Genomic DNA, 15,900 nt, shown 5'->3' on the forward strand with positions numbered 1-15,900 from the left:
AAATCCCAGCCGGCGTTTGCGCAAACCATGTCGCGGCTTGTCGTCGTCGGCAACGGCATGGCCCCCGGCCGGATGCTGGAGCATCTGCTTCAGGAAGCGCCGGGACGCTATCAGATCACGATCTTCAACGCCGAGCCGCGCGTCAATTATGATCGCATCATGCTCTCACCCGTGCTCTCGGGCGAAAAAGACTATGAGCAGATCGTCATCCACGGCGACGGCTGGTACATCAAGAACGACATCACCCTCTACAAGGGCCACAAGATCGTCGCGATCGACCGCGCGGCGAAGACGGTCACATCCGACCACGGCGTGACCGAACCTTACGACAAGCTCGTGATCGCGACCGGTTCGACGCCGATCATCCTGCCGGTTCCGGGCCATGACCTCGCTGGCGTCCTGACCTTCCGTGATCTCGACGACGTCAACGCCATGCTGCTCGCAGCGCAATCGCGTGCCAGGGCCATCGTCATCGGCGGCGGCTTGCTCGGCCTCGAGGCGGCGGCGGGGCTTAAATCGCACGGCATGGATGTGACCGTGCTGCATCTGATGCCGACGCTGATGGAGCGCCAGCTCGACCCGGCGGCGGGCTATCTGCTGCAGCAGGCAGTCGAGGCGCGCGGCATCAAGATTTTCACTCAGGCCAATACCAAGGCGATCCACGGCACCGGCAAGGTCGAGGCGCTCGAATTGGCGGACGGCACGATCATTCCCGCGACGCTCGTCGTCATGGCCGCGGGCATCCGCCCCAACGCAGCTCTGGCGAAGCGCGCGGGCCTCGACGTCAATCGCGGCATCCTCGTCGATGCGCATATGCAGACCTCCGATCCAGACATTTTTGCGCTTGGAGAATGCGCTGAGGTCGGGGGCCATACCTACGGCCTTGTCGCACCACTCTACGAGATGGCGCGCGTGCTGGCGGCGCGGCTCGCCGGGCGCGAAGCGCCGGGCTTCGTCCACAACGACACGCCGACCAAATTGAAAGTGACCGGCATTGACCTTTTCTCGGTCGGCGATTTTGCCGATGGCGAAGATCGTCAGGAGATCGTGCTGCGCCACGCCTCGGCCGGCATCTACAAGCGCCTTGTGATCAAGGAAAACCGGATCATTGGCACGGTTCTCTTCGGCGAAACGGGCGATGGCGCCTGGTTCGCCGATCTCAAGAAGAAAAGCGTCGATATTTCGGAGATGCGCGAAACGCTCATCTTTGGCCAGGCCTATCAGGGAGGTGCCCCGCTGGACCCTACGGCGGCCGTTGCAGCCTTACCGGATGACGCAGAAATCTGCGGCTGCAACGGCGTGTGCAAGAGCCAGATCACCGGCGCCATCGTTGAAAAGAGCCTGACCTCGCTCGACGACGTCCGCGCCCATACCAAGGCCTCGGCCTCCTGCGGCTCCTGCACCGGACTTGTCGAGCAATTGCTGAAGCTCAGCCTCGGCGAGTCCTATAATCCCGCCGCGGTCCAGCCGATGTGCGGCTGCACCGATCTCGGCCATGACGACGTGCGCCGGCTCATCCGCGCCAAGGGCCTCAAGACGATCCCGGCATTGATGCAGGAACTCGAATGGAAGACCTCCTGCGGCTGCGCCAAATGCCGGCCCGCGCTCAACTATTACCTCGTCTGCGAATGGCCGGGCGAATATGCCGACGATTATCAATCGCGCTTCATCAACGAGCGTGCCCACGCCAACATCCAGAAGGACGGCACCTATTCCGTCGTGCCGCGGATGTGGGGCGGCGTTACCAGCGCGGCGGAATTGCGCGCTATCGCTGATGTCGTCGACAAATTCGCCATCCCGACCGTGAAGGTCACCGGCGGCCAGCGCATCGACATGCTCGGCGTCAAGAAGGAGGATTTGCCCGCTGTCTGGGCTGATCTCGGCAAGGCAGGCTTCGTCTCCGGCCACGCCTATGCGAAGGGCATCCGCACGGTGAAGACTTGCGTCGGCTCGGAATGGTGCCGCTTCGGCACGCAGGATTCGACCGGGCTCGGCATCCGCATCGAGAAATTCATGTGGGGCTCATGGACGCCGGCGAAAGTGAAGATGGCGGTCTCCGGCTGCCCGCGCAATTGCGCCGAATCGACTTGCAAGGATGTCGGCGTCATCTGCGTCGATTCCGGTTACGAAATCCATTTCGCCGGCGCCGCGGGGCTCGACATCAAGGGCACCGAAGTTCTCGGCCTCGTCAGGACCGAGGGCGAGGCCCTGGAGGTCATCGTTGCGCTCGTGCAGATGTACCGCGAGCAGGCGCGCTATCTCGAGCGCATCTACAAATGGACAAAGCGCGTCGGCATCGCTGAAATCCGCCGCCAGGCTCTGGAAGATACCGGCAAGCGCAAGGCCTATTTCGATCGCTTCGTCTTCTCGCAGCAATTCGCGCAGGTCGATCCCTGGTCGGAGCGCGTGTCGCGCAAGCACAAGCACGAATTCAAGCCTATGGCGGTCCTCGATTTCGTAGCGGCGGAGTGACAGATGACCTGGATCGAAATCGGCTCCACCACCGACATCCCGCGCCGCGGCGCGCGCTGCGTCGAGACACCGCAAGGGCGGATCGCCGTCTTCCGTACGATGGACGACCAATTCTTCGCGACCGAGGACCGCTGCCCGCACAAGGGCGGCCCGCTGAGCCAGGGCATCGTGCACGGCACCGCAGTCACTTGCCCGCTGCACAATTGGGTCATCTCGCTCGAGACCGGCAAGGCGCTCGGGGCCGACGAGGGTAGCGTGCCAACGATCCCGCTCCGGCGTGAGGGTGAAAGACTTTTCCTCGCGCTGGAAAGGGCGTTGCGGCGGGCCGGGTAGATGGACGCCCCGGCAACGAGAACCACCTGCCCCTATTGCGGCGTTGGCTGCGGCGTGCTCGTGGCACGGAACGCCGACGGTACAGTGACGGTGCGTGGCGACACCGAACACCCGGCGAATTTCGGCCGGCTCTGCTCCAAGGGTTCGGCGCTCGGCGAAACAGTCGGCTTCGAAGACAGACTCCTTGCGCCACAGATCAACGGCCGCCGCGCGAACTGGAACGAGGCGCTCGATCTTGTTGCCGCGACCTTCTCACGGACGATCGCCGAACATGGGCCGGACTCCGTTGCCTTCTATGTCTCGGGCCAATTGCTCAACGAGGATTATTATGTCGCCAACAAGCTGATGAAGGGCTTCATCGGCTCGGCCAATATCGACACCAATTCGCGGCTCTGCATGGCCTCCTCCGTCGCCGGGCACCGCCGGGCCTTCGGGGCGGACACGGTGCCCGGGACTTATGAAGACCTCGAACTGGGCGATCTGGTCGTTCTCGTCGGCTCCAATCTCGCCTGGTGTCATCCCGTACTCTATCAGCGCATCGCCGCGGCGAAGCAGAAGCGGCCGCAGATGCGCATCGTGCTCATCGATCCGCGCCGGACGATGACCGCCGATATTGCGGATATCCACCTCGCCGTGCGTCCCGATGGCGATGTCGCATTGTTCACGGGTTTGCTCGCCTGGCTCGCCGATCACGATGCGCTCGACCGTGCCTTCATCGCCGCGCATACGAACGGCTTTGACGACGCTGTCGCCGTGGCGAAAGCATTATCGCTCGATGAAATCGCAGACCAAACCGGCGTTCCGGCCGACGAACTGAGAGCCTTCTACACGCTCTTCGCGCACACCGAAAAGGCCGTGACCGTCTATAGCCAGGGCGTCAACCAATCCTCGGCCGGGACCGACAAGGTCAACGCCATCATCAATTGCCATCTCGCTACGGGACGGATCGGCAAACCCGGCACAGGTCCGTTTTCGGTGACAGGTCAGCCCAATGCGATGGGCGGCCGCGAAGTCGGCGGCCTCGCCAATATGCTGGCGGCCCATATGGAGATTGAGAATCCCGAACATCGTGATCGCGTACAACGCTTCTGGGGGGCGCCGCGCATCGCTTCGCAGGCGGGCCTCAAAGCGGTCGAGATGTTCCGCGCCGTGGCGGGTGGACGCGTCAAGGCGATCTGGATCATGGGGACGAATCCCGTCGTCTCGATGCCGGAGGTCGGCCTTGTCGAAGCGGCGTTGAAAACCTGCCCCTTTGTCGTCGTCTCGGATGTCGTCTCGGAGACCGATACGCTGCGGCTTGCCCATATCAAATTGCCCGCGGCAGCCTGGGGCGAGAAGGATGGCACCGTCACCAATTCCGAGCGGCGCGTCTCGCGCCAGCGGCCTTTTTTGCCGTCGCCGGGCGAGGCGCGGCCCGATTGGGAGATCGTCTGCGACGTGGCGCAGCGTATGGGTTTCGGCAAGGCTTTCTCCTACGCGTCGGCCGCCGAAATATTCGCCGAGCACGCGGCGCTTTCGGCCTTTGAAAACGAAGGTACGCGCGATTTCGATATCGGCGCTTATGCCGGACTCGATATTGCGCAATTTGAGAAGCTCGCGCCGTTCCAATGGCCCTCGCCTTCTGGACAGGCAAGGCAACGGAGCCGGTTTTTCGCTGACGGCCAATTCTTCACCGCGGACAGCAAGGCACGCTTCGTCGCGACCTTACCGAAGCCCGAGACACGCACGAGCGACGCCTACCCATTGGTGCTCAACACCGGCCGCGTGCGCGATCATTGGCATACGATGACGCGGACCGGCAGAAGCCCGCGGTTGTCGCAACATCTCGCGGAACCCTTCGCGGAAATCCACCCCAGAGACGCGCGTCGTCTCGGCATCTGCGATGCCGACATCGCTTGTCTTTCTATCGGCGCCGGGTCCGTTCTCGTGCGGGCCTTTATCACGCCCACACAGGCACGCGGCAGCGTTTTCGTGCCGATGCATTGGAACGGTCAATTCGCCAGCGCTGCGCGAATCAATTGTGTCGTGCCATCCACGACCGATGCCGTCTCGGGCCAGCCGGCGTTCAAGCACGTTCCGGTGCAGCTCTCGCGTTTCGACGCCGCGCTTTATGGTTTCGCTGTGCTGCGCGAAAAGCCCGCGGCATCCGATGCCGATTATTGGGCTCTCGCCAAATGCCGCGATGGCTGGCGTGTCGAATTCGCTTTTGCCAGCGCCGCGCGCGATTGGCGCGCCTTTGCCGCCGAGCTGTTCGGATGCTCTATCGATGCCGACATTCTACTCTACCAGGATGCGACAACGGGCCAAAAGCGCTTCGCTTTCTTCGCGGATGACCGGCTCGCCGGCGCCTTGTTTCTTGGCGCCGAGCCCGTTCGCGTTTCGCGCGATTGGGCGGTCGATCAATTGCGTGCCGACTTCGCACAGCCGCGCAGCCGTCTGGCAATCATCGCCGGGCGGCCCGGCGCCGGAGGCACGGATCGCGGTGCGACCGTCTGTTCCTGCTTCAGCGTCGGCATCAACCAGATTACCGCCGCCATTGCGGAGGGCTGCGCCAGCGTCGAGGCGGTCGGGCAAGCGACGCAGGCCGGCACCAATTGCGGCTCCTGCCGCGCTGAGATCAAGAAAATCCTCAACGCGAGTTGCCGTGGCGCTGGCGTTAATTCACTTGGCGGGGAGCCGCAACCCGCGAGTGTCCTGCCGAGCGCCGCAGCAGCGATATAAACGCCGCTCTACAACTACGTCCGGGAATTGGTCGTGAGCCTTGCGATGCAGGCATTAGCGGTAACAGCGGCGCCGCGGTTTGTCTTGCGGCAAGATTGATCAGGTTTTGCTGGCGCGTTTGGCTTTGAGTTTAGCGAAGTCCTCGGCGGCGTGATAGGAGGAGCGGGTGAGCGGCGAGGCTGAGGCGAGCAGGAAGCCCTTGGCGAGAGCGATCTCCTGCAGCGCGCTGAACTCCTGCGGCGCCGGGAATGCGATCACCGGATGATGCTTGCGCGTCGGCTGCAGATATTGGCCGATGGTGAGAAAATCGACATCGGCGCTGCGCAGATCGTCCATCAGTTGCAAAATCTCGTCGCGCGTCTCGCCGAGGCCGACCATGATGCCGGACTTGGTGAAGAGCTGCGGGTCGAGTTCCTTCGCCCGCTGCAGCAGCCGCACCGAATGGAAGTAACGCGCCCCGGGCCGCACGCTCGGATATTTCGACGGCACCGTCTCGAGATTGTGGTTGAAGACATCGGGCTTGGCTTCGACGACGATCTCCAGCGCGCCGGGCTTGCGCAGAAAATCCGGGGTCAGCACTTCGATCGTCGTGTGCGGGCTGGCCGTGCGGATGGCGCCGATCACCGCCGCGAAGTGCCGCGCCCCGCCGTCGTCGAGATCATCGCGGTCGACCGAGGTGACGACGACATGGGCGAGGCCGAGTTTGGCGACCGCCTCCGCCACCTGCCCCGGCTCACGCGGATTGACCGCACCCGGCAGCCCGGTCCTGACATTGCAGAAGGCGCACGCGCGGGTGCAGGTATCCCCCAGGATCATGAAGGTCGCGTGCTTTTTCTCCCAGCACTCGCCGATATTGGGGCAGCCGGCTTCCTCGCAGACGGTGACGAGCCGGTGCTCTTTGACGATCGCGGCGGTCTCGCGCCAGGCGGGCGAGCCCGGCGCCTTGACGCGGATCCAGTCCGGCTTCTTCGCCACCGGCTGGTCCGGCCGGTGGGCTTTCTCCGGGTGACGCGCGGAGATGGTGGAGGGTAAGGGCGGTGCTAAAGTCATGGTCTTCACCAAATATCGTCCTGGTTTTCCCAGGACTCACTGAATCCGACTGACAGGAGCCGGTCTTGCCTTATTCCAGCAACGAAGATCTTCCGCCCCAAGTCCGTGATCATCTGCCAGCCCACGCCCAGGATATCTTCCGGGCTGCCTTCAACGCGGCCCATGCCGAACACGAGAACGATCCGCGCCAGGAAGAGGCTGCTTTCCGCATTGCCTGGGCGGCGGTCAAAAAACACTATCACAAGGCCGGCGACCGCTGGGTCGCAAACGAAGACTAGCGGCCCGCCTAGATATGGATAGCGCGGCCGTAAGCGTCGAGCACGCTCTCGTGCATCGTCTCCGACAGGGTCGGATGCGGGAAGATCGTGCCGATCAGCTCCGCCTCGGTCGTCTCGCAGTTCATGGCGACGACAAAACCCTGAATGAGTTCGGTGACTTCCGCGCCGATCATATGGGCGCCGAGGAGGCGCCCCGTCGCCACGTCGAAGATCGTCTTGGTCAGGCCCTCGGGCTCCCCCAGGGCAATCGCCTTGCCATTGCCGATGAACGGGAACCGGCCGATCCTGAGCTGATAGCCCGCCGCCTTGGCCTTTTCCTCGGTCAGGCCGACCGAGGCGATCTGCGGATTGCAATAGGTGCAGCCGGGGACCCTGTCGCGGTCAAGCGGATGCGGATGCTGGCCGGCGATGGCCTCGACGCAGATGACGCCCTCATGCTCGGCCTTGTGCGCCAGCATGGGCGGGCCGGCGACATCGCCGATGGCATAGACGCCCGCCACATTGGTGCGGCCGAGCCCGTCCGTGACGATGATGCCGCGCTCGGTCTTCACCCCGAGCGCCTCGAGGCCGAGGGTCTCGACATTGCCGATGACGCCAACGGCGGAGATCAGCCGCTCGGCTTTCAAGGTCTGCGGCTGGCCGTTGGCATCTTCCGCAAGGGCGGTGACGCCGTTGGCGCCCTTTTCGACCTTGGTGATCTTCGTGCCGGTGAGGACCTTGATGCCGCGCTTCTCGAACCTCTTCTGCGCCAGCGCCGCGATCTCGGCATCCTCGGCCGGCAGGATACGCGGCAGAACCTCGATCAGCGTCACCTCGGCGCCGAAGTCGCGATAGAACGAAGCGAACTCGACGCCGATGGCGCCCGAGCCGACGACGATCAGGCTTTTGGGGATCGCGTCCGGCATCATCGCCTCGAAATAGGTCCAGATGAGCTTGCCGTCCGGCTCCAGCCCGGGCAGGACGCGCGGCCGCGCTCCGGTGGCGACGATGATGTGTTTTGCCTGATAGGTGCCCTCGCCCAATACGCCCTTGGGCAGCGCCGCCTGCGGCTGATGCGCCGGCTTCGACGGCTTGCCGACCCGGACCTCGCCGGGCTTGGTCAATTGCGCCTCGCCCCAGATCACATCGACCTTGTTCTTCTTCAGCAGGAAGCCGACCCCGGCATTGAGCTGCGCCGAGATCTTGCGCGAACGGTCCTTGATCGCCTCGGCGTCATAGCCGATCTTGCCCTCGATCCTGAGGCCGTAATCCTTCGCGTGCCGGGCGTAATGATAAATCTCGGCCGAGCGCAGCAGCGCCTTGGTCGGGATGCAGCCCCAGTTGAGGCAGATGCCGCCGAGATGCTCGCGCTCCACCACCGCCGTCTTCAGGCCCAATTGCGCCGCGCGGATCGCCGCCACATAGCCGCCAGGCCCACCGCCAATCACAATCACATCGTAAGCATTCGCCATGCTAAATGCCCAACAAAGTCAGCGGGACTTGAACGTCGCAATTATTTCGGTGATTCATACTGCAAGCCATATTTTTCAAAAATGTCAGCCAAGGCGCCATCGCCCATCGCGGTCTGCAAAATGATATTGATCTTCTTGAGCAGAGGCGGATCGGCGTGCCGCAGCCCGATCGCCGCGTCATAGTCATAGACCGCGCCAAGCGGTTGGAAATTTGCGCGCAACAGCGCATCGTTCTGATGAACATACCATTCCAGACTGAAGAGTGTGACGACGCCCGCGCTGTCATCGCCGCGATCGACGGCCGATAGAATGTCCTTGTTTTCCAGAAACGCGACGGAGAGGTTGATACCGCGCTTGTTAAGGTCGTGCCGCGCATAGGAATTAGCCAGAACCGCAACGCGGCTGTTCGCAATATCCGCAAAGGTGTTTACGGGCGCCGCGCTCGCACGCGTGACGAGCGCGGTGCGTACTTTGAGATAAGGTATCGTCAGCCGCAGCGGATCGTCGCCCGGGATGGCGGCGACTGCCGGAAGCGCGTCGCAAGATGTTTTGCGCGCATATTCTGCCGAAAAGATCCAAGTCTCGGTCAGCTGGACGCCGAGATGCTGGGCGATGAGGCGGCCGAGATCGATGAAAATGCCCGTGCCGCTTGCCTGATCGGAAAATGGCGCGCTGTCCTCCTGCACACAAATATCGAATGTGCCGGAAGCGAGAATATCCTCCAACGGACGGCTTTTGGCTGGCGTTGCCAGCACACAGGCCGCGAACCCACAGAGAAGCAGACGCCGGAGCGGGCTCATTTCTTGGCCTGCAACGACATGACGTAAGCCGTCAGCGACCAGATCGTCGGCTTATCGAGCGAAAGGCCCCAAGTTGGCATCACCAGCGATCCCACCCGCTTGCCGTTGGTGATGGTCTGGAAGACGTAATCCGCTGTCAGATCGGTGCGGCCCGCCAGCGGGCCGGCCTTACCGCCGCTTCCCGAATCGCCGTGGCAATAAACGCAGTTTTCCGCAAACTGAACGCGACCGGCGTCGATCAATTTGGGCGAGGTGAGATCTGGTTCGGCGCTCTGCGCCAGGGCAGGAGACAGCAAACAACTCTCAAGCGCATTCGCCGCGAAGAACACCACAAGCAACGTTCTCGCGAACCGGACAAAACCGGACCTCATTCCATTTTCCTCCCGAAATTATCCCTGCGGCCGGCGAGGACCGCAGGGTCTTTTCTCATTTTTCCGAGTCGAGCGTAAATACGACCATGGTCGCGCCACCCGGGATTTTTGCCGCCTGCGGGAAAACGCTGGCCATGAAGCCTGGTGCCAGAGAACCCCAGCCGCTCGGAACCGCAATATATTGGCGGCCATTGACGGCGTAGCTGATGATGCCCGCCCGGATACCCGAGCCCGTCTGGAACGACCACAGCTCCTTGCCCGTGCCGGCATTATAAGCATGCACCAAACCCTCGGGATCGCCGTTGAAGACGAGGTCGCCGCCCGTCGTCAACACACCGCCAAGGCCGGGCAACGCATAGGGCACTTCCCAAACCAACTTACCGGTCAACGGATCGCGCGCTTCAAGACGTGCGCTCGCCGCTTCGCCGGGCGGTGGCACGGCTTCAAGCTTCTCGACACCAAGATAAAGGCCGGCGATACCGATCTTCGAGACGTCCTGCCGCGCCGGCTTGAGAACCTCGCAGACTTCCATCGCATTATTGTACCAGAGCCTGGTCTTGGGATTATAGGCGCCGGGATTCCAGCTGCGTTCGCCAAGAAGGTAGGGACAAACTGTGGTTTCCTTATCCTCGGGATAATCCAGGACCTGGCCGATGAGCGCCCCGGTCTTCGGATCGATTGTCTTGGCGAAGTTGTAATGCTTGACCATCGGCCAGACGTTGACAAGCTTTCCGTTCGCCTTGTTCATGACGAAGACAAATCCGCTCTTATTCAGATGGACGATATCTTCGCGTTTGCCGTCGTCGATCACGACGGCTTCATAAGTCGAGTCATAATCGTAGTGATCGCCAGGAATCTCCTGACGGTGCCATTTGATGGAACCAGTCTTGGGATCGAGCGCGAGCAACGTCGCGGCATAGAGATTATCGCCATGACGATCGTTATAGAAGAAGTCCGGCGCCGCATTGCCGACACCGATATAGGCCGTGTCAGTCTCCGGGTCATAGGTTCCAACATTCCAGGCCGCCGAACCGCCAACTTTCCACGTATCTCCCGGCCAGCTTTTCGGATCATCCTTGGTGGTACGCAGCGTCCACAGAAGCTTTCCAGTCGTCGCATCCACGCCGAAAATTCGTCCGGCAATCGGCTGGTCACCACCCGTGGTGCCGCCGATAAGGACATTGCCGGCGAGCATTGGCGTCGATGAGAACAGGCAGCCGTAACAGGTCTTGAGATCTGTCAATTGTGTGGACCAGACCTCGTTGCCGGTCTTCTTGTCGACAGCGACGACCCGTCCGTCGAGCGTGCCGACATAGACGTAGTCCTTGCCGAGGGTGATGTTGCGACTCTGAAATGCGTAGAAGCTCTCATTGGCAATCGGATTGAGCTTCGGCTGATAGTGCCAGATCGTCTTGCCATTTGTCGCATCGAGCGCGAAGACATTATTGTTCGGCGCGATGTAATACATGACACCGTTTTCGACCAACGGCGTGGACAACAGGCCGTTGGTAATGTCGCCCGCCTGATGCAGCCAGGCAACCTTAAGGCGCTTGACATTCCCGGCGTTGATCTGGGCGAGCGGGCTATAGCGCCACGCATTCCAGGTCCGGTGATATTGAGACCAATTGTCGGGGTCCGCATTCCCTACTGCGAGTGAATCGGCCCTGAGCGCCGACGCCTCCAGCGACAGGAAGGCGCCTACCAACGCGAACGCGATGGCGTGTTTCGATGAGCGTTTCATCCAAGACATTCCTTTTTTTGTTTTGGGCTTTCGCCTGATCTCTGATTTTCAGAACAGATAGACGAACTTGAGATAACCGGCGTTGGTCTCGTAAGTGTTCTGGCCGGCGACGCTATGCGAATAGCGCAGTGTGAGACTGATATCCTTTCGCATGTTCAACATGACGCCGCCGCCAACCGCGAGGTCGTGATTGTTGGAATAGGCGACCGGGGTGTGAGCTACGAGATCGTAGCTGCCGGATGTCGCGCCATAGTCGACGGCGGCAAATGGCTCGACAGGCCCCGGAATCTTGATGCCGATACGGATGTTGGAGAAGAAGGTCGTGCCTTCACGTATAGGGTCGAGTCCCGGACCACGCCGGTCGGTGCGGAAAACCGCGCCCGTATTGCCGGTCATGTCCCACCACTTGGCCTGATAGTCGTAGAACAGGCTCGAATTGTTCGAGAAGTAATTGTTGGTGACCTGCTCGGTGCCGATCGGCGCGGTGAAAAAGGATTGGAAGCCGAGCGTCGAATCGGGCGTCGGCTTGATCCACACGGCCGGGCCAGTCAGCGTATCGCCAATGCCATCGGCCGCAGGCGCGCCCTGGGTCGCGATACGGATCTCCGGCACGATGACTTCGTAGGCGAAGCCGACACCCGGGATTTGCGAGAAAGTCCAGAAGTGGACGTACTTGCTTAGACCGACCAGCAAGTCCTGTTTCGGTCCGGAGACCACGTTGCCGTTCGAATTGAACTCTTGCGAAGAGGATTGAAACTCCCCGTATTGAACAAAGACGTTGAACGGCTGGAAATTGACCGGCAGGTCATATTCGTGCGGTCCGATCACCGCGAAGGTAATGTCTTCCGCTTTCGCCACGCCGTGCGACGCGAGGAGCCCGGCCATTACCGCGGCAAATACACTGGCTCTTCCGATGCGGCGGCTGGCGCTGTTTGAGGTCGGCGAATTGCCCGGCCACGACGCAGCCTTCGCCTTTACGGCTCGAATCTTCAGCATTTTGTTTTCCCCCGAAATAGACAAATCTTTTTCGTCGGCGCGCTCCAGTCCACCGTCCCCGTTCCCCTCGAGGGCGCGGCGGCCTGTGAAAATCCCGCAAGGGAAATCGCGCTGACCACTTTGCAACCGGCAAAAAGCTACAAGTGTCCAGTGTATTGTCAATCGACTTATAGTCCAAATGCCTGGCATACTAAGTGTATCAGTGATGATAAACGAGTATACACTGGTCTCGGTTCTGACACATGTTCTCACATTTGAGACGCGACGTCTCACATTTGAGACGGTTTTATTCTTAGCTATTGTACTTTTTCGCTAGTCTACAAGTATTGCGTCGTTTTTATCACATGCATATACTTATTGAAATTTCGCGCCGCAGCAACGCGGTCCAAACAGGGGGAAATGCCATGCAGCTCAGCCGCGGCGATCTTTTGTCCGCGTATCGCACCATGCGAACGATCCGGGCCTTCGAGGAGCGCCTGCATCTCGAATTCGCGTCCGGGGAAATCCCTGGCTTCGTTCATCTTTACGCTGGCGAGGAAGCCTCCGCCGTCGGCATCTGCATGCACCTGACCGAAGTCGATAAGCTCGCGAGCACGCATCGCGGCCACGGCCATTGCATCGCGAAGGGCGTCGATGTGCTCCCGATGATGAGCGAGATTTACGGCCGCAAGGATGGTGTCTGTGGCGGCAAGGGCGGTTCGATGCACATCGCCGAAATCTCCAAAGGCATGCTCGGTGCCAACGGCATCGTCGGTGGCGGGCCGCCGCTCATCTGCGGCGCAGCGCTCACCGCGAAGATTCTGGGCAACCGCGGCGTTGCTGTCGCCTTCTATGGCGACGGCGGCTCAAACCAAGGCACGACGCTCGAAAGCCTCAATCTCGCGAAAATCTGGAATCTGCCGATTCTTTTTGTCTGCGAGGACAACGGCTACGCGGAAGCGACGGCGGCGAGCTATGCGGTCGGCGGCTCTCAGGTCAAGCGGGCTGAAGGCTTTGGTATCCCTGGCGTCGTCGTCGACGGCAATGACTTCTTTGCCATCTATGACGCGGCACGTGAGGCAATCGAGCACGCGCGCAATGGCGGCGGCCCGAGCCTCCTGCATCTCAAATTGGGCCGCTACTATGGGCACTTCGAAGGCGATGCGACGACCTACCGGGCGCCTGGCGAAGTCGACCGTCTGCGTGCGGAACACGACTGCCTGAAGCGGTTCAGAAATCGCGTGACCGAGGCGTCTCTGCTCGAAGCACACGAACTCGATGCCATCGATGGCGAGGTTGAAAAGCTGATCGACGATGCCGTGGTGCATGCGAAGGCGGCGCCGCTGCCGACCGAAGCCGATCTGCTCGCCGATGTTTATGTTTCGTATTGAGGGTTCAAGATCATGAGCAAGAAAAGTTATCGCCAGGCCATCAACGAGGCGATCGCCTCGGAAATGCGGCGCGACCCCCGTGTCATCCTTATGGGCGAGGACGTCGCTGGCGGCGCGGGCACGCCCGGTGATCAGGACGCTTGGGGCGGTGTGCTCGGCGTGACCAAGGGTCTCGTCACGGAATTCGGCCGCGAGCGCGTACTCGACACGCCGCTCAGCGAGAGCGCCTATGTCGGCGCCGCCGCCGGCGCCGCCGCGACCGGCCTGCGGCCGATCGCCGAGCTGATGTTCGTCGATTTCATGGGGGTCTGCTTCGACCAGATTTTCAATCAGGCGGCGAAATTCCGCTACATGTTCGGCGGCAAGGCCGAGACACCGCTCGTCATCCGCACGATGTATGGCGCCGGCTTCCGCGCCGCGAGCCAGCACAGCCAATGCCTCTATCCCATCTTCACCCACATACCCGGGCTGAAGGTCGTGCTGCCCTCCTCCGCCTATGACGCAAAGGGGCTCCTGATCCAAGCGATCCGCGACAACGATCCGGTGATCTTCTTCGAGAACAAGGTGCAATACGACGATATCGAGGACGTGCCGGACGAGCCGTATACGATCCCTTTCGGAGAAGCCAATCTGACCCGTGAAGGCGATGACGTAACCATCGTTGCTTTCGGCCGGATGGTGAAGATCGCGAACGAGGCGGCCGACCGGCTCGAGAAACAGGGCATTTCCTGTACCGTGGTCGATCCGCGCACGACGTCGCCGCTGGACACCGACACGATTCTGGAATGCGTGGAGCAAACCGGGCGCCTGGTCATCGTCGACGAAGCCAGCCCGCGCTGCAATATGGCGACCGACATCTCCGCGCTGGTCGCGCAAGAGGCTTTCGGCGCTCTCAAGGCGCCAATCAAGATGGTGAGCCCGCCGCACACGCCGGTGCCGTTCGCGCCGAACCTTGAGGACATATACATCCCCAACGCTGACCGCATCGAAAAGGCGGTGAAGGCCGCGATGAACTATCGCGTCCGGGAGACCGTGTGATGAGTGGAATTACGGCTATCACAATGCCGAAGTTCGGGCTCTCGATGACCGAGGGCAAGATCGTCGGCTGGTCGAAGCGTGAAGGCGATGAGGTCAATGTCGGCGACGATCTCGTCGATATTGAAACAACAAAGATCACCAACGCCTTTGAAAGCCCGGTGAAGGGCGTTCTGCGGCGGCATATCGCCAAGCGGGATGAAGACCTTCCGGTCGGCGCGCTTATCGCCGTGGTCGCGGACGCCAAAACGGCGGACGCCGAGATCGATGAATTCGTCGCGCGCTTTCAGGCGGAATTCAGCGTCGATCAGGATAATTCGGGCGCCCCGGCAGCGCCCGAACCAAAGACTATCGAGACGAACGGGCAGCGCATCCGCTATCTTGACCTCGGCTCGGGGGAGGGAGCGCCGGTCGTTTTCATTCACGGCTTCGGCGGCGATCTCAACAATTGGCTGTTCACACAGCCGGCAATCGCCGCGCATCACCGCACGCTCGCCATTGACCTTCCTGGCCATGGCGGCTCCAGCAAAGACGCCCCGGCGACGATCGCCGAACTCGCGGCCGCGGTCAGCAACACGCTGGCGGAACTTTCCGTCGCCCGCGCCCATCTCGTGGGGCATTCGCTGGGCGCGGCAATCGCTCTGCAAATGGGCCTGACCAATCCGGCACAGGTCGCCTCGTTGACGCTGATCGCGCCCGCAGGGCTCAGCGAGACGATCGACGGTGATTTCATTGCCGGGATGGTGGAGGCGGATCGGCGCAAAACGCTCGAGCCCGTGCTGCAGAAGCTGTTCGTCAACAAAAGCCTGGTGAGCCGCGACATGATCGAAGAGTTCATCAAGTTCAAACGCCTCGACGGTGCCAAAGCCGCGCTGTCAGCTATTGCTGCGGCCAATTTCCGCGATGCAAAACAATCGGTCATATTCCTGCCTCGGCTGGGGGAATTGCCGATGCCAGTTCAGATTATTGCAGGTGCGAAGGACGAGATTTTGGCCCCGCCCGATGTTGCATATCTGCCGACCAAAATCGCCTTTCACTCGCTTGAGGCGAGCGGACATATGCCACACATGGAGCGTGCGGCGGAGGTCAATGCGCTTATCGAGGATTTTGTCGATCGCTCAGCGTAGCTCGGACTGCGCGTGCGAAGAAAGAGGCTGCTGCAAATATTCTGGAAGTCCCCCCGCAGGAGCCTCTTTCCAACTTGACGACGCCCTGCGTCGTCCTTTCTTTTAGGGTCTAGCAATGTCCACGGCGACCGCCCTGGATTGGAGTATATGAGAAG

Annotated in this window: 13 protein-coding genes; 7 read left to right on the forward strand and 6 right to left on the reverse strand. The window is 61.4% G+C overall.

What is annotated here, in order from left to right:
- Positions 1 to 27 precede the first annotated feature (27 nt).
- The 3 genes from nirB to CWB41_RS04210 are packed head-to-tail and all read left to right on the forward strand — an operon-like array spanning position 28 to position 5,526.
- Positions 28 to 2,472 (forward strand): nitrite reductase large subunit NirB, encoded by a 2,445-nt coding sequence (nirB, locus tag CWB41_RS04200; RefSeq protein ID WP_115837388.1) that lies wholly within the window; start codon positions 28 to 30, stop codon positions 2,470 to 2,472.
- A 3-nt stretch (positions 2,473 to 2,475) separates the two neighbouring features.
- Complete coding sequence (gene nirD, locus CWB41_RS04205; protein ID WP_115837149.1) at positions 2,476 to 2,805, forward strand: nitrite reductase small subunit NirD; 330 nt, start codon at positions 2,476 to 2,478, stop codon at positions 2,803 to 2,805.
- Positions 2,806 to 5,526 (forward strand): nitrate reductase, encoded by a 2,721-nt coding sequence (locus tag CWB41_RS04210; protein WP_115837148.1) that lies wholly within the window; start codon positions 2,806 to 2,808, stop codon positions 5,524 to 5,526.
- Positions 5,527 to 5,625: 99 nt separating this feature from the next.
- Here the strand turns inward: CWB41_RS04210 and lipA are convergent, their stop codons facing one another.
- Positions 5,626 to 6,576: a lipoyl synthase gene (lipA, locus tag CWB41_RS04215; protein WP_115837968.1), complete on the reverse strand. Its 951-nt coding sequence runs from the start codon at positions 6,574 to 6,576 to the stop codon at positions 5,626 to 5,628.
- A gap of 65 nt (positions 6,577 to 6,641) precedes the next feature.
- On the opposite strand from lipA, the gene CWB41_RS04220 reads away from it, so the two are divergent.
- Positions 6,642 to 6,854, forward strand: coding sequence for a ChaB family protein (locus CWB41_RS04220; RefSeq protein ID WP_115837966.1), 213 nt, complete (start codon positions 6,642 to 6,644; stop codon positions 6,852 to 6,854).
- An 8-nt stretch (positions 6,855 to 6,862) separates the two neighbouring features.
- Here the strand turns inward: CWB41_RS04220 and lpdA are convergent, their stop codons facing one another.
- The 5 genes from lpdA to CWB41_RS04245 form a co-directional block, all read right to left on the reverse strand.
- A complete protein-coding gene (gene lpdA, locus CWB41_RS04225; RefSeq protein WP_129396394.1) occupies positions 6,863 to 8,305 on the reverse strand; it encodes a dihydrolipoyl dehydrogenase in 1,443 nt (480 codons plus the stop codon).
- Positions 8,306 to 8,346: 41 nt separating this feature from the next.
- Positions 8,347 to 9,105 (reverse strand): substrate-binding periplasmic protein, encoded by a 759-nt coding sequence (locus tag CWB41_RS04230; protein ID WP_115835428.1) that lies wholly within the window; start codon positions 9,103 to 9,105, stop codon positions 8,347 to 8,349.
- A complete protein-coding gene (locus CWB41_RS04235; protein ID WP_165203982.1) occupies positions 9,102 to 9,437 on the reverse strand; it encodes a c-type cytochrome in 336 nt (111 codons plus the stop codon). Before CWB41_RS04235 ends, CWB41_RS04230 begins: the two co-directional genes overlap by 4 nt.
- Positions 9,438 to 9,531: 94 nt before the next feature.
- Positions 9,532 to 11,217, reverse strand: a complete 1,686-nt coding sequence (locus tag CWB41_RS04240) for a pyrroloquinoline quinone-dependent dehydrogenase (protein WP_181902941.1) — start codon at positions 11,215 to 11,217, stop codon at positions 9,532 to 9,534.
- 48 nt (positions 11,218 to 11,265) lie between these two features.
- Positions 11,266 to 12,213, reverse strand: coding sequence for a transporter (locus CWB41_RS04245; RefSeq protein ID WP_165203985.1), 948 nt, complete (start codon positions 12,211 to 12,213; stop codon positions 11,266 to 11,268).
- 404 nt (positions 12,214 to 12,617) lie between these two features.
- On the opposite strand from CWB41_RS04245, the gene CWB41_RS04250 reads away from it, so the two are divergent.
- From CWB41_RS04250 to CWB41_RS04260, 3 genes are read left to right on the forward strand one after another with little or no spacing between them, the layout of a single operon-like run.
- Positions 12,618 to 13,583: a thiamine pyrophosphate-dependent dehydrogenase E1 component subunit alpha gene (locus tag CWB41_RS04250; protein ID WP_115835528.1), complete on the forward strand. Its 966-nt coding sequence runs from the start codon at positions 12,618 to 12,620 to the stop codon at positions 13,581 to 13,583.
- Positions 13,584 to 13,595: 12 nt separating this feature from the next.
- Positions 13,596 to 14,621, forward strand: coding sequence for an alpha-ketoacid dehydrogenase subunit beta (locus tag CWB41_RS04255; protein ID WP_115835424.1), 1,026 nt, complete (start codon positions 13,596 to 13,598; stop codon positions 14,619 to 14,621).
- Positions 14,621 to 15,745, forward strand: a complete 1,125-nt coding sequence (locus tag CWB41_RS04260) for an acetoin dehydrogenase dihydrolipoyllysine-residue acetyltransferase subunit (protein ID WP_115835423.1) — start codon at positions 14,621 to 14,623, stop codon at positions 15,743 to 15,745. The genes CWB41_RS04255 and CWB41_RS04260 overlap by 1 nt, the downstream gene beginning before the upstream one ends.
- Positions 15,746 to 15,900: the final 155 nt, after the last annotated feature.

Origin of the sequence: Methylovirgula ligni, from assembly GCF_004135935.1 — a bacterium.
GTDB lineage: Bacteria > Pseudomonadota > Alphaproteobacteria > Rhizobiales > Beijerinckiaceae > Methylovirgula > Methylovirgula ligni.

Excerpts from the sequence above, each read along its gene's own strand:
- nirB (WP_115837388.1), top strand. The coding sequence starts at position 28 with ATGTCGCGGCTTGTCGTCGTCGGCAACGGCATGGCCCCCGGCCGGATG.
- nirD (WP_115837149.1), top strand. The coding sequence starts at position 2,476 with ATGACCTGGATCGAAATCGGCTCCACCACCGACATCCCGCGCCGCGGC.
- CWB41_RS04210 (WP_115837148.1), top strand. The coding sequence starts at position 2,806 with ATGGACGCCCCGGCAACGAGAACCACCTGCCCCTATTGCGGCGTTGGC.
- lipA (WP_115837968.1), bottom strand. The coding sequence starts at position 6,576 with ATGACTTTAGCACCGCCCTTACCCTCCACCATCTCCGCGCGTCACCCG.
- lpdA (WP_129396394.1), bottom strand. The coding sequence starts at position 8,305 with ATGGCGAATGCTTACGATGTGATTGTGATTGGCGGTGGGCCTGGCGGC.
- CWB41_RS04230 (WP_115835428.1), bottom strand. The coding sequence starts at position 9,105 with ATGAGCCCGCTCCGGCGTCTGCTTCTCTGTGGGTTCGCGGCCTGTGTG.
- CWB41_RS04240 (WP_181902941.1), bottom strand. The coding sequence starts at position 11,217 with ATGAAACGCTCATCGAAACACGCCATCGCGTTCGCGTTGGTAGGCGCC.
- CWB41_RS04245 (WP_165203985.1), bottom strand. The coding sequence starts at position 12,213 with ATGCTGAAGATTCGAGCCGTAAAGGCGAAGGCTGCGTCGTGGCCGGGC.
- CWB41_RS04250 (WP_115835528.1), top strand. The coding sequence starts at position 12,618 with ATGCAGCTCAGCCGCGGCGATCTTTTGTCCGCGTATCGCACCATGCGA.
- CWB41_RS04255 (WP_115835424.1), top strand. The coding sequence starts at position 13,596 with ATGAGCAAGAAAAGTTATCGCCAGGCCATCAACGAGGCGATCGCCTCG.
- CWB41_RS04260 (WP_115835423.1), top strand. The coding sequence starts at position 14,621 with ATGAGTGGAATTACGGCTATCACAATGCCGAAGTTCGGGCTCTCGATG.